Raw genomic sequence first — 13,504 nt, 5'->3', positions numbered from 1 at the left:
CGGGCTCAGAAGTTCATCCGCAGGCCGAGGCTGAAGCGGCGACCCGACTTCTCGTCCATCGTCGGGAAGGACGGATCCATCGTGTAGCCGCGGGTGGCTTCGTCCGTGACGTTGATCCCTTCCAGGCTCAGCTGGACGCGTTCGTTCAGATTGTAGCTGACCGAAAGGTCCGTCTGACCATAGCCCGAACGCCAGATCGGATACATCTCGTAGCCGATTCCTTCGACGTACTTGCCCTTGTAGTTATAGGACACGCGGGCCTGGAACTTGTCGTTCTCGTAGTAGAGCGTGACATTGTAGGCCTTGTCGGCCAGGCCCACCGGCGGGGTCGGGACCTTGATCAGCGACTGGCCGCTCAGCGAGCTGTCCAGGATCGTGTAGTTGGCGTTGACGCCGAAGCCCTTCAGCGGCTGCCACAGCAGGTCGAATGGCACGATGGCGACCAGCTCGACGCCGTCGACCTTGTACGAGCCCTCGGCGTTGATCGGCTGGTAGACGTCGAAGTCGTAGACGCCGTCGATCGTGCCGTTGGCGTTGTACTTGGTGACGTTCTTGACCGTGCCCGTCAGGGCCTGGCGAACGACGCCCTCGATCTTCTTGTTGAAGTACGAGACCGCCAGCAGGCCGCCTTGCGGCAGGTACTTTTCGAGGCCCACTTCCCACTGATCGGCGAAGGTCGGCTTCAGGCCCGGATTGCCGTCGGTGAAGCGGAACGAGTTGAAGTTGGCCGTGCGCTTGTAGGCCAGGTCGGTCAGGGCCGGACGCATCAGGGTCTTGGACGCCGCGGCGCGCAGGATGATGCTGTCGGTCAGCTCGGCGGTGAAGTTCACGCTGGGCAGCAGTTTGTTGTAGCTGCCATCGCTGGACACCGGCGCGGGGGTGAATCCGGTCGAGCCGTTCGGGTTCTGGATCTGGTGGTAGCCCGACGAGGTGATCGAGGTGTCCACATAGCGGACGCCGCCATTGATCGCGACCGGCACGGGACCGACGTCGAAGCCCAGGTCGGCCATGGCGTACAGGCTCGTGACCTTCTCGGCCACCTCATAGTAGTCACCCGGCGTGAACGGCGTCTTGAAGCCGGCGTAGCGGAAGGTCTTGCGCGCGTACTCGTTGGAGATCTGGCTCCAGTTGATGTCGCGGATGCTGTAGTCGCCGCCCGGCACCAGGTCGCCGATCGGGGTCAGCGGGCTGTCGGCCATGGTGCGGGTGTTGAGCCAGGCGGTGCTGCCCGCGCTCGGACCCTGGATGTTCAGGGCGCCGTACTGACGTTCCTTGGACTTGTCGGTGTAGCGGGCGCCGATCTGGATCGTCTTCAGCGCCGGGAAGAAGCTGAAGGCGAACTCCTTGGTGTAGTCCACCTGGGCCGCGTACTTGTCGTCCTGGATCTTCTCCAGGGTCGTCTCATAGGCCTCGAACAGGTACTTCGACGGCGAGTTGTACATGTCGATCGAGGCCGGGTTGGCGCTCTTGACGGTCTCGCCGCCCTTTTCCGTCCAACGGGTGCGCGACGGGGCGTAGGCCACGTGCTTCAGGTTCGAGTAGTCCAGGGTCTTCTTGGCGCCCGAATAGCCGGCCAGGCCGTGCAGCTTCCAGGTCTCGCCGTGCCAGTTGAACTCGCTGCCGAACTGGACGTAGTCGGTCTTGTTGATCTGCTCCTTGCTGAGCATCTCGTGCTGGGTGGCGGTGTAGGAGACGTCGCGCAGAACGACCATGCCGTATTGCGACAGGGTGTCTTTGTCGTACTCGTGGATGGTCTCCAGCGTGCTGCGGCTCGAGGCCGAATAGGCCGCGGCGTCATATTGGTCTTCCGTGCCGTCGAACGCGCCGACCATCAGGTCGAAGGCGATGTCGAAATTGGCCGTCGGCTTGTACTGCAGCGAGGCGGTGCCGCCCCACTGGTCCTGGGTGTTCAGGTAGGCGCGGTCGCCGACCTTGTCCTGGAAGATGATGCGGCCGGTTTCGTCGCGGTTGGTGTTGCTCTTGATGATCACGCCGGCGTCGCGGGCCAGGACCGAAGCGGCCTGCGCGGCGCGCGTGCCGCCGGCTTCCGAGAAGCGGAACATGGGGCGGAAGTTGATGCCCGAGTTGGAGTCGGTGCGGTTCGTGCGGCGCGCGGCCGAGAACGAGACCAGGCCACCCCAGTTGCCCCAGGTATCCGAAGCCAGGAACGAGACCTTCGGATCGGTCTTTTCCGAGATCGAGTTGTAGGCGCCCTCGGCCGAAGCCACCAGCTTGCGGCCGCTGTAGTCGAACGGACGCGCCGTCGAGATGTTCACCGAGCCGGCGATGCCGCCCTCTTCGTCCGAGGCGCGCGGCGACTTCTGGACGGTGACCTGCTGAATGATCTCCGAGGCGAACATGTCGAACTCGACGTCACGACCGCCGCTGCCCGAGGCCGTGGCCAGGTTGTTGATGGTGACGAAGGTGAACTCGCTGGGCAGACCCCGGACGCTGACGCGGCCGCCCAGGCCCTTGTTGCGCTCGATGGTGACGCCCGGCATACGCTGCAGCGCTTCGGCCAGGTTCTGCTCGGGGAAGTTGGCGACGTCGGTGGCGACGATCGAGTCCGAGAAGCCGATCGCGTCGCGCTTCATGTCCACGGCCTTTTCCAGGCTGCGGCGATAGCTGCCGGTGACGACGACTTCGTCGACCTGGGCGCTTTCGGCGGTCTGGCGGGCTTGGGCGCCCGTCGCCGCGAACAGGCCGATGGCGGCGCAGCTGGTCATCAGCCAGGCCGTGCGGCGCGCGCGGCCGCTGTTCGTGTTCGTTCCGATCATTGCCGATATCCCCGAGTCTTTGTTGCGACGGGGAGAGCCGAACGCGCTCGCTCGACCCACGCCCCCGACGGCAACAACGACGCGTCTTCGAGGGGCCTCAGCGCCTGTCTGTTGATTTCATCAAAACTTCACGCCCGGGGCCGGTGCGCCTCAGGCCAAGACGGCGCCCGCCGTTCGCGCGCCCGGCGCCGTGATCGTTCGCACTCTGACGACCGTCACGCCAAAGCGAGCGAACAGACTTGACGGTCGCTCATATGCCCCGCTCAAATCAGCGAGAAGGAACAATAGTTCTCAGATCATCGCCGCGCTCGACGAGCGTGTTGCGCAAGTCATTTCGCAAATCTCATAATATATATTTTCAATGTTCATAAATTGAACGCTCGTGCGCAGCACGACGACTATTTCAATATATGTTGCAGATCTGAGAAATTCTGAATTTACCTACCGCGACACAACGGCAACGCTATCCCCATTAAAGTGATTGGGGATCATCATGACCGTTCGAAATCGTCCGTACCCGGCCGCGCGTCTGCGTGTGCTTCTGCTGGCCGCCACCGTGCTGGGCGGCGCCACGCCCGCCCTCGCTCAGGAAGTCGCCGAGGTCGACACCGTCGTGGTGACCGGCAAGCGCCTGTCCGAGGCCAGCGTCGCGATCGGCACCGACCACGCCACCGCCACGGTCTCGATCACCCGCGAGGCGCTGCTGTCGGCCCCGGCGGGCATCACCGGCCTGAAGATGCTGGAGTCCCTGCCCGGCTTCAACGTCCAGGCCAATGACGCGCTGGGCATGTACGAGTTCGGCAACTCGGTCTCGGTGCGTGCCTTCAACTTCCAGCAGATCGGCTTCCTGCTGGACAACATCCCGATGGGCCGCAGCGACCAGTTCGGCGGCAGCCCGATCTATCGCTACGTCGACAACGAGAACCTGCTGCGGGTGACCGCCTCGGCCGGGGCCGGCGACGTCGCCCTGCCCAGCTACGCCTCGCTGGGTCCGATCGTCGACTACTTCACCCAGGCCCCGTCCAAGACGGCCGGCGGCGCGTTCAGCGGCACCCTGGGCAGCGACGACCTGCGGCGTGTGTTCCTGCGCCTGGAGACCGGCGAGCACGGCGGCTTCTCGGGCTATGCCAGCGGCTCGTGGATCAAGGGTGACCTGTGGCGCGGCCCGGGCACGATCGACCGCAAGCACTTCGAGGGCAAGCTGAAGTACGCCCTGCCCAACGGCGGCGACGTCAGCTTCCAGACCGTCCACAACGACTATTTTGACTATGACAGCCCGTCGATCACCCTGGCCCAGTACAACGGCACGGCCGGCGACGTGTTCGGGCGCGCGGGCCGCTACTTCGCCTATCTGGGCGTCGTCCCGAACCCGGGCGCGGCGGGCACGGCCCAGACGGCAACCAACCTGCCGGCGGTCGCCGGCGGCCCCACCTACTCCAACGCCAACTACGCCCAGTACTACAAGTTCGCGGTCAACAAGCGGAAGGACCACCTGTACGGCCTGACGCTGAACACCCCGATCACCGACAATCTCGACCTGACCACCACCGCCTATTACGAGGACAAGGGCGGCTACGGCGTCTCGCCCGAGGCCTACGCCACCTCGAAGGCCAGTTATGACGCCGAGGTCGGCAAGGTGGCGGGCATCGTCGCGCCCAAGGGCATCCAGTACGGCCTGTCCGGCGTCGATGGCGTGCGCCAGGGCGTGACCGGCAAGGTCTCGTGGCATGTCGGCTTCAACAAGATCGAGGCCGGCCTGTGGCTGGAGAACGACGACTACCACCGCACCCAGAACCGCTACAACGTCGCCAATGGCCACCCCGACGGCGCGCCGCTGTTCAACGAGCGGGTCCATGCCCAGCGGGACTACAAGTCGCTGCGCGAGACCAAGCAGTTCTTCCTGAAGGACACCCTGACCCTGCTGGAGGCCAAGCTGAAGGTCGAGCTGGGCTTCAAGGCCACCGATATCGACTACAAGATCGCCGGCTATCGTAACCCGGCCGACTATATCAACGGTCGCCACCCGATCCTGAAGGCCAACTGGAAGGACAGCTTCCTGCCCCAGGTCGGCGCGGTCTACAGCCTGACCGGCCGCGACCAAGTGTTTGCCTCGTACTCCGAGAACATGGCCCTGCCCCGCGGCGCCGACGACATCTTCTCAGCCGCCAGCCCGACGGTCACCTCGCCCCTACCCGAGACCTCGACCAACTGGGAGATCGGCTACCGCGCCAATCACCGGACGTTCAACGCCTCGATCGTGGCCTATCAGACCGAGTTCAAGAACCGCCTGCAGTCGTTCGCGTCGCTGGTGCCTGGCGGCGGCGGCGTGACCGAGACCTTCTTCCAGAACGTCGGGGCGGTGAAGGCCAAGGGCGTCGAGTTCAGCGGCCAGTGGAAGCCCGAGGTCTTCGCCGGCAAGGCCTATTTCAACGCCAACGTCTCGTACAACGACGCCAAGTTCCAGGACGACGTGCTGAACTATCGCGCCAGCACCACCGCCGCCCCGACCACCCTGGCGATCGCCGGCAAGAAGGTGCCGGACTTCCCTGACTGGGTGTTCACCACCGGCGTGACGGTCGAGCCGTTCGACGGTCTGCTGGTCAATGTCTCGGCCCGCCACCTGGAGAGCCGCTTCACCAACTTCGTCAACAGCGAGAAGGTCGGCGGCTATACGATCGTCAACGCCTATATCGACATCGGCGACGGCTTCGCGGCCGGCCCGTTCAGCCAGGTCAAGGCGCGGGTCAATGTCGATAACCTGTTCGACAAGGACTATCTGGGCACGATCAGCACGACGGTGAACACGCCGGCGAGCTTCCGCCCGGCTCCGCCGCGGACGATCCAGTTCACGATCTCGGCCGACTTCTAGGGACCGAAGGCTGGCGGGTTCCGAACGGAGCCCGCCAGCGCCTTTGCGTCAGGCCGCCGACACCCGCGCCTGGATCAGCTTGATCGCCTCGTGGGCCGACAGCGCCGCGCCCTCCTGCCAGGCGTTGATATAGCTCATGTGCTCGCCAGCGAAGTAGAAGGCGCCGTCGGGCTTGCAGAGCTCGGCATAGTCGGTGGTCCGCTGCTCTTCCTTCCAGCCCACAGCGACGCCCTCGCTATAGGGGGTCTGCATCCACGAGACGGTGAAGGGCTTGGTCAGCTCCTTGCCGTGGCCGGGGTGGAACTTGTCGATCACCCGGCGCGAGAGCGCGAAGCGCTCGTCGAACGACATGGCGGCGTATTTCGGGGGCGCATCGGGGCCCGAGAAGCCGATCGAATAGGCCCCGACCAGGATGCCGGTCATCTCGCCAATGCCGCCGCTGGGATACCAGACCAGCTCGTTGGCCTCATCGGTCCAGCCCAGGCCGCCGAACTGGAAGTCGTCCTGCTCCCAGAACCGCCGGCTCTCCCACGCGACCTTGGTGCCGTGGTGATACTCGCCCGCCGCGATGGCCTGCTTCACGCGCGGGGCGAAGTCCGACGGGATCTTGGCCAGCACCGGCAGCGGGATGGTGCAGATGCAGAAGTCGGCCTCGAGCGTCTTGGCCGCGCCGCCTTCGGCATAGTCGATCTTCACGCCTTTCGGGGTCTTGCGTAGCGCCTTGACCACCGCCTCGAATTTCACGGCCGGCTTGACCTGCTCGTAAAGGGCGTAGGCGATCCGATCCATGCCGCCGATGGGCTGCAGCATGGTCGCCTGCATGTCGACGATCTCTTCGAAGATCAGGCTGGCGCCCCAGAAGCGCGAACTCATCATGTCGGCCATGCGCAGCGGTTCGCCGGCCTTGGGAGGATGGGCGTAGCCGCCGGGGCTGGCGCTGAAGCCCGAACGCGTCGAGCCGCTGTAGGCATAGCCCTTGCCCAGATCGCCATAAGCCGAGAGGTAGCCCAGCAGTTTCTGCTTATCGACGCCGGTCAGCTCCTGATCCAGCGCGCCCTTGTCGACGGCCTTGGCCAGCAGTTCGGTAAAGGCCCCGCGCGTGTCGTTGACGGCCTGGTGCTCGGTCACGACCTTGCCGCCGAAGTCCAGCTTGGCGAAGCGGTTGGCGTTGACCATCACCTCCAGCGGCACGTTCAGGTCGCGGCAGTAGCCGAGAATGGCGTGGTGCCACTGCGGGATGCGGGCGGGGCCGGCATTGAAGTAGGCGTGGCGCCCCTCGGCCCAGTCGACGGTCTGATCGGGCCGCCCGGTCTGGACGATCTTGGAGCCACTGCGCACCGACCAGGCGCGGCCGCCCGGACGATCACGGGCTTCCAGCACCGTCACCGCATAGCCGGCCTTCCGCAACTCATAGGCCGCCACGAGGCCGGCGATGCCCGCGCCAAGGATCGCCACCGACTTGCCCGCTCCGCCGCCGGCCGGCAGCTTGGGCGGACCGGCATAGGCCCGCGGGGCGGCCAACAGGCCCATGCCCATCATGGTGGTGTAGAGCGCCCCGTAGCCGCCGGCCTTGCCGACCGCGCCCAGGAAACTGCGTCGCGAAATGCCCATGGTCGTCCCCGAAACTTAGGCGAATTGACTGAAGGTCGGTGCAAAGCCGCAGTCGCCGTCGCAACACGAGGCGCGGGCGTGGGCCAGGAAGTCGGGCTCGTGCCACCAGTATTCGGCCGAGGCCTCGCAGACGAAGCGCCGCTTGGACACCAGCGCCGCGTGCTGGGCGTGGCCGGCGAAAGGGCCGATCAGGTCGGCGACCGAATAGACCTCGCCGTGTTTGATCACTGTGGTGACCTTCGCCGCGTCCTCGATGCGGGCCAGCGGATCGCCGTCGACCAGGACGAGATCGGCGTAGTTGCCGGTCGCGACCGATCCTAGCGGCTCGTCCAGATACTCGGCCGAGGCGCTGGTGGCGGTGACCAGGGCCTCGAACGGCGTCATGCCGAACTTGACCATGGCCCGCAGGTTCATGTGCAGGCTGACGGCGTTGAAATCGATCGGCGAGTCCGTGCCGGTGGTGATGCGGCCGCCCGTGCGGACGGTGCGCGCCACCTCGGCGACGTTGCGCGACAGCGAGGCGAACATCGCCGTGCGATCCGCGGCCGCCATCTGCTTGGCGCGCTCCAACAACCGGGCATATTCCCACGGCGGATACAGCGCCTTGATCCGAGGATCATCGACCAGCGAGCGGTCGTCGCCCAGCATGGCCGTCGAGGTGAATAGGGTCGGCGTCCGCGCCGCCTTGCTGGCCACGAAGGCGGCGTTGACGTCCTGGTAGGTGTTCCCCAGCGCGCTGACCGTCCGAGAGTAGCCGGTGCGGCTGGTCGCCCCCAGGTGCTCCATGCCGTCCATGCCCAACCCCAGGGCTGGATAGTGGTAGTGCGAGGTCAGCGGCAGGCCCTTGGCGTGGGCCCAGGCGATGACCTCCTTCTGGCGCTCTCCCGACAGGCGGACATAGGTCTTGATCAGGTCGTAGGACAGCGCCTCGGCCCGCTGCATCTCCAGCGCCATCTGGCCAGGCTCAGTGACCGGCCGCATGAAGTTGTAGAAGATCCGCGAACCGTCGATCGCCTCGCCGGTGGCGTAGTAGCGGGGGCCGATCCGCTTGCCGGCCTCGATCGCTTCCTGGTCCTCGACCGTGTGATAGGCCGGACCGCCGGGCGAGCGGGTTGTCGTGACCCCCAGCGACAGCCACAACCGCCCTTCCCGGTCGCCATAGCCGTAGCCCTGCATCTGGCGGTGGGTGTGCATGTCGATCAGGCCGGGCATCACCGTGCCGGTCGGCGCGTCGATGACCCTCACATCCGCCGTGACCTCGCCTCTGGGCGCGACGCCGGCGATGCGACCGTCGGAGATCAGGACGTCGACGTTCTTCCTGAGGTCGGGCGACTTGCCGTCCCACAGGCTGGCGGCGCGGACCACCATCCGCCCCTTGGGCCGGACATTGGCCCAAGTCAGGCCGTGCGGCACAGTCTTGGGCTTGCCGCCGGCGGCGGAGATCAGCTTCAGCTGGCCGGCGCTGATGTAGATCAGGCTCTTGCCGTCGCCGCTCCAGCTGACCGCGTCGGTGACCTCGTCGTTCAGGGGCTTGGGCGCGCCCAGCAGCTTGCCGGTCTCGTCCACGGGCGAGAGGTGCAGGCGGCTGGCGAAGACATAGGCCAGGCTCTTGCCGTCCGGCGACCACACCGGACCGTCGTCGCCGCGCGTGCCCAGCGAGCGGTCGGGCGCGATCGGGGCGTAGGTCCCCTTCCCGCTGGCCAGATCGACGGTGAGGATCTCGCTGAGCCCCTCGCGGAAACGCGCCGAGTACGGCTTGAAGGCGGCGTAGGCGATGGTCTTGTCGCCCGGTCCCCAGGTCGGCTTGCCCGGCTCCCACAGGTCGCCATAGACGCGGCGGGTCTCGCCGGTAGCGGCGTCGGCGATGAACAGGCCGCCGTTCTGGCTGAGGAAGGCGATCGACTTGCCGTCGCGCGACCAGGCGCTGGACACCGCCGCGCCGTCGAAGTGCGTGAGCTGCTTGCTGGCGCCGGTGGCTACGTCGCGCAGCCAGATATCCAGCGTGCCGCCCTTGTCGGTCGAATAGGCCAGGGTCTTGCCGTCCGGCGACCAGGCCGGGTCGACCTTGCTGAAGCCATCATTGATCAGCGGCTTGGCCGGGGCGCCGCCGATCTCCAGCAGGTAGAGGTCGTTCAGCGCCCGGAACACCACTTGGCGGCCATCCGGCGACAAGGCCGGACTGCCAATGCCGATCACGGGTCGGGTCTTAGTCGCCAAGAAGTCACGGCTCTTCTTGGTGTAGCGCGGCGTCAGCACCGGCACGGCCACCGAGAAGGCGATTGTCGTGGCGGACCCGCCGGGCTTGCGCAGCTTGATCTTGCCGTCGGCCGTATGGACGAAGGCCCCATCCGGCAGCCAAGAGACGCGGAATGGGAAGACATCCTCGCCGCCGACCACCACGCCGCTGGCGCTGCGCAGCTCGGCCTTGCCGCTCTCGATGGCCGTGAACAGCACGTCCTTGCCGTCCGGCGTGAAGGCCGGGCTGGCCACCGAGGCGGCGTTGAAACGATCAGCCGAGGCCTTGACCTGAGCCACCGTCCGGCGCGCACCGTCCAGGGCCCGGACGTCGATGCGGACCTTGTCGACCGTGAAGGTGATGGCCTTGCCGTCCGGCGCCCACGAGGGTTCGAACTCGTCGGTCGGTCCCGAGCTGAAGGCCGTGATCGCGCCGCTGGCGACCTCCAGCAGGTGGACGCCATAGCGCCCGCCCCGGTCGGACGAGAAGGCGATCGTCTTGCCGTCCGGCGACCAGCGCGGCTCGCGGCAGTCGAACGCGCCCTTGGTCAGTTGCTTCAGCCCCTGCCCGTCCGCGCCGATGGTCCAGACGTGGAAATTGCCGTCGCGATAGGACTGGAAGGCGATGGTCTTGCCGTCCGGCGACCAGTCGGGCTGGGCGATCTCGTAGATCTCGTCGGTCAGTCGCCTGGCCGGGCCGCCCGCGATGGGGATCAGCCACAGCATGGCGTAGACGTCGAAGGCCACGGTCTTGCCGTCGGGCGAGACCATGGCGCAGATGTTGGTGCCTTCCGTGGCCGTGACGATCTTGGTGTCGGCGGCCAGCGGCTGGTCGGCCGCCTTGGCGCCGGGCGGCGTCAGGGCCGCGACGCCCGAGGCGGCGATGGCCCCGCCGCCGATCGAGAACAGCCGCCGGCGGCTGACGCCGCGCTTGGAGGTCTTGGTCATCTTGAACTCGCAAAAAGGACCGGTCCGGGGGCTGCCGGACCGGCCAGGCCAACCCTAGAACTTCGCCGCCATGCGGACGTAGTAGAAGCCGCCGCTGATCCCGTACGGCGCGTACTGATTGTAGTAGGCGAAGGCGGGCGTGCCCCGGTTGGCGGCGCGAACGCTGTCGGGATAGGCGTCCAGCAGATTGTTGGCGCCGACGCTGACCGAGACGTTGTCCGAGACCGCGTAGCTGAGATCCAGGTCGACGATCAGCTTGGGCGAGACGGTCTCGTCGTTGGCCGCCAGGGCGGTGCGCTGGATGACCTCGCCATAGCGGGTCAGGCGCAGGTTGGTGTTGAACTTCTTGAGCGTCCAGTCCGCGCCCAGGATGTACTTCTCCTTAGGCGTGCCGACGGTCAGGTCGCCGATCTTCACGCGGTCGATATAGACGATCCCGGCGGCCGCCAGGGCCGGCGGCGGCTGCACGACGCGGGTGAACTTGTTCTTGGTGTGGTTGGCCGAAAACGTCCAATGCACGTTGCCGAAGTCGCCAAAGTCGGTGCGGTAGTCGACCACGAAGTCGATGCCCTGCGTCTTCGTGTCGGCGAAGTTGCCGTAGTAGAACGCCGCCTGCTGCGGGTTCAGCCCCTGGCTGGCCAGGGCGGTGCTGACGGCCGTGTTCGGACCCAGCGTGCCGCTCTGCAGGATCCGGTTGTCGATCTTGATCTGGTAGACGTCGAGCGTGACGTTCATCCGCGAGATCGGCTGCGCCACCAGGCCGACCGAGTAATTGACCGACTTCTCCGGACGCAGCGGCTTGGCGCCCAGGGCGATGGCGGCTGGGTTGTCCGGCGGCAGCAATTGCACCGGATAGAGCTGGGTCGTCGTCGCCGGCGGCACGATGACGCCGATGGTGCTGGACGAGGCGTAGTGCTGCTGTTGCAGCGACGGCGCCCGGAAGCCGGTGCTGGCCGTGCCGCGGATCGCCAGCTTGGGCAGGATGGCGTAGCGGCTGGAGAGCTTGAAGGTCTTGGCGTTGCCGAAGTCGGAATAGTGCTCGAAGCGGCCGGCCAGGGCGAACTCGAGTTTCTCGGTCACCTTCTGCTCGACGTTCAGATAGGCCGAGATGTTGTCACGCGAGAACGAGCCGGCCGAGAACGGCGGGAAGCCCGTCACCCCCTGCGAGCCGCCCGCGAACACCACGCCCGCCTGCGGGCTGCCGGCCGGCGCGACGTAGCCGCCGTTGATGTACGAGGCCGGCTCGCCCGCCACGATCTCGAACTTGTCGTCGCGATATTCCGCGCCCAGGGCCACGAACAGCGGGTCGGCGAAGACGCCGGTGTCGACCTCACGCGTCAGATCCAGGTTCGAGGTCCATTCCTGGAACTTCAGCGTGCCCAGGTAGAAGTAGGTCGGGCTGGCCGGACCCAGCGAGGCGTTCAGCGAGCTGGTGTAGTAGTCGACGTCGTCGCGGCTGAAGGTCGTCGACAAGTCCCAGTTGAAGCCCAGGAACTCGGTCCCCTTGGCCCCGAAGGCGACCTGGAAGTCGCGGTCCTTGAGGAACAGGCGCGGCGTGTAGCCGTCCGGGAAGATCGCCGTGATGTTGTTGGCGGCGTTCGGGTTGCGGAAGGTCAGCCAGGCGGCGGTGTTGCGGCTGGAGAAGGTGCCGAACGAATAGAGGTCGACCTTGTCGCCCAGCGGCGAGCCGGCGCTGTAGCCCAGCGAGAACAGCTGCACCTGGGGCGAGCCCGGATGGCTGGTGTGGCGGTTGGCGGTCGCCTCGCGCGGATCCAGGGTCGCCCCCGCCGTGCCGACCCGGACGGGCTGGCCCAGGGCGTTCAGCGGGAAGTACATCTGGGTGGTGTTGAGGGTCTTGTCGCCGCGGTCGGTCGGGTCGGTGATGCGGATGTCGGCCGTCAGGTTCAGATAGCCTTCCTGACCCAGCTGCAGGCCGAAATTGCCGGAGAACTGGCCGGTCTCGCCGTCGCCCTCGGCGGTCTTGCCGTAGAGCGCGGTCATCGAGCCGCCCTCGGGGCTCTTCTTCAGGATGACGTTGATGACGCCGGCCAGGGCGTCCGAGCCGTACTGGGCCGAGGCGCCGTCACGCAGCACTTCGATCCGCTCGATCGAGGCCGAGGGGATCAAATCCAGGTCCGGCGGCGACTGGCCGTTCTGGGTGGTGCCGTTGACGAAGAGGATGGCGGTGTTGTGCCGGCGCTTGCCGTTGACCAGCACCAAGGTCTGGTCGGCCGACAGGCCGCGCAGCGACACGGTCTTGATCGCGAAGCTGGCGCCCGCGCCGCTGTTGGAGGTGTTGGCCGACGGCACCAGGGTCGAGATCAGGTCGCGGGTCGACTGCTTGCCGCTCTTGGTCAGCTCGGCCGCCGAGATCACATCGATCGGCGCCATGCTCTCGGTGACCGTGCGTGAGGTCGAGCGGGTGCCGGTGACGATGACCTCCTCGATGACGCTGGGCGTATCCGGCTCGGGTGGAGCCGGTTCCGGCGCAGGCGGCGTGACCCCGGCGGCCGCGGTCGACCAGCCGGTGCGGATCAGGCCCGAGCGCGGCGGGGCCAGGATGATCGTCTTGCCGTCGTTGGAGACCACGGTCAGGCCCGTGCCGGTCAGCAATTGTTGCAACGCCCGATCGATCGGCAGCGAGCCGCGCACCGGCGCGGTGCGCTTGCCCTCGGCCGCGTCCGACTGGACCAGGATCTGCACGCCCGCCTGGCGCGCGAACTGGCGGATCCCCTCGGGCGCCGGCTGGGCGTCCATCTTGAAGTTCGTCTGAGCCAGGGCCGCGCCGGCGCTCAGCGCCCATACGGCGCAGGCCGACAGCAACAGGCCTCGTCTGGCGGAACGGTTCGTCCACACACGCATCGACAATCCCCCATCGTTCCGAGGCCAGCCAAACGCGGCCTCCTGAAAGCACGAAGGGCCTGGGCCGTTTTTCCGGGGGGTCTCGGCGTGTTTGGTCCGATCACGGCTCAACACGCCTGCTTTTGCGCCAGCCGCAGCTTCGGGCGCCTGTTTCGGATGCGCGCCGACACGGCCAGACGCGATGACGGAAGTTGTTTCCGTA

At 66.6% G+C, this 13,504-nt stretch carries 5 protein-coding genes; 1 reads left to right on the top strand and 4 read right to left on the bottom strand.

Features of this window, described 5'->3' with window-relative positions; translation table 11 throughout:
• Positions 1 to 5: 5 nt before the first annotated feature.
• The gene (locus AC07NF_RS06370) at positions 6 to 2,777 is read right to left on the bottom strand and encodes a TonB-dependent receptor (protein ID WP_494628050.1); all 2,772 of its coding nucleotides are present in this window, start codon (positions 2,775 to 2,777) and stop codon (positions 6 to 8) included.
• A 481-nt stretch (positions 2,778 to 3,258) separates the two neighbouring features.
• On the opposite strand from AC07NF_RS06370, the gene AC07NF_RS06365 reads away from it, so the two are divergent.
• Positions 3,259 to 5,646 (top strand): TonB-dependent receptor, encoded by a 2,388-nt coding sequence (locus tag AC07NF_RS06365; RefSeq protein WP_494628052.1) that lies wholly within the window; start codon positions 3,259 to 3,261, stop codon positions 5,644 to 5,646.
• Positions 5,647 to 5,694: 48 nt separating this feature from the next.
• Here the strand turns inward: AC07NF_RS06365 and AC07NF_RS06360 are convergent, their stop codons facing one another.
• The 3 genes from AC07NF_RS06360 to AC07NF_RS06350 are packed head-to-tail and all read right to left on the bottom strand — an operon-like array spanning position 5,695 to position 13,302.
• Positions 5,695 to 7,257, bottom strand: a complete 1,563-nt coding sequence (locus AC07NF_RS06360; protein ID WP_494628054.1) for a flavin monoamine oxidase family protein — start codon at positions 7,255 to 7,257, stop codon at positions 5,695 to 5,697.
• Between the two features lie 15 nt (positions 7,258 to 7,272).
• Positions 7,273 to 10,440: an amidohydrolase family protein gene (locus tag AC07NF_RS06355; RefSeq protein WP_494628056.1), complete on the bottom strand. Its 3,168-nt coding sequence runs from the start codon at positions 10,438 to 10,440 to the stop codon at positions 7,273 to 7,275.
• 54 nt (positions 10,441 to 10,494) lie between these two features.
• Positions 10,495 to 13,302, bottom strand: coding sequence for a TonB-dependent receptor domain-containing protein (locus AC07NF_RS06350; protein WP_494628058.1), 2,808 nt, complete (start codon positions 13,300 to 13,302; stop codon positions 10,495 to 10,497).
• Positions 13,303 to 13,504: the final 202 nt, after the last annotated feature.

The sequence above is a fragment of the Caulobacter sp. GW821-FHT10A06 genome (assembly GCF_059415805.1).
The sequence above is the reverse complement of the archived record's forward strand: the minus strand, read 5'-3'. Positions and strand labels throughout refer to the sequence as shown.

Coding starts and splice junctions, on each gene's coding strand:
- AC07NF_RS06350 (WP_494628058.1), bottom strand. CDS start 13,302: ATGCGTGTGTGGACGAACCGTTCCGCCAGACGAGGCCTGTTGCTGTCG.
- AC07NF_RS06360 (WP_494628054.1), bottom strand. CDS start 7,257: ATGGGCATTTCGCGACGCAGTTTCCTGGGCGCGGTCGGCAAGGCCGGC.
- AC07NF_RS06370 (WP_494628050.1), bottom strand. CDS start 2,777: ATGATCGGAACGAACACGAACAGCGGCCGCGCGCGCCGCACGGCCTGG.
- AC07NF_RS06355 (WP_494628056.1), bottom strand. CDS start 10,440: ATGACCAAGACCTCCAAGCGCGGCGTCAGCCGCCGGCGGCTGTTCTCG.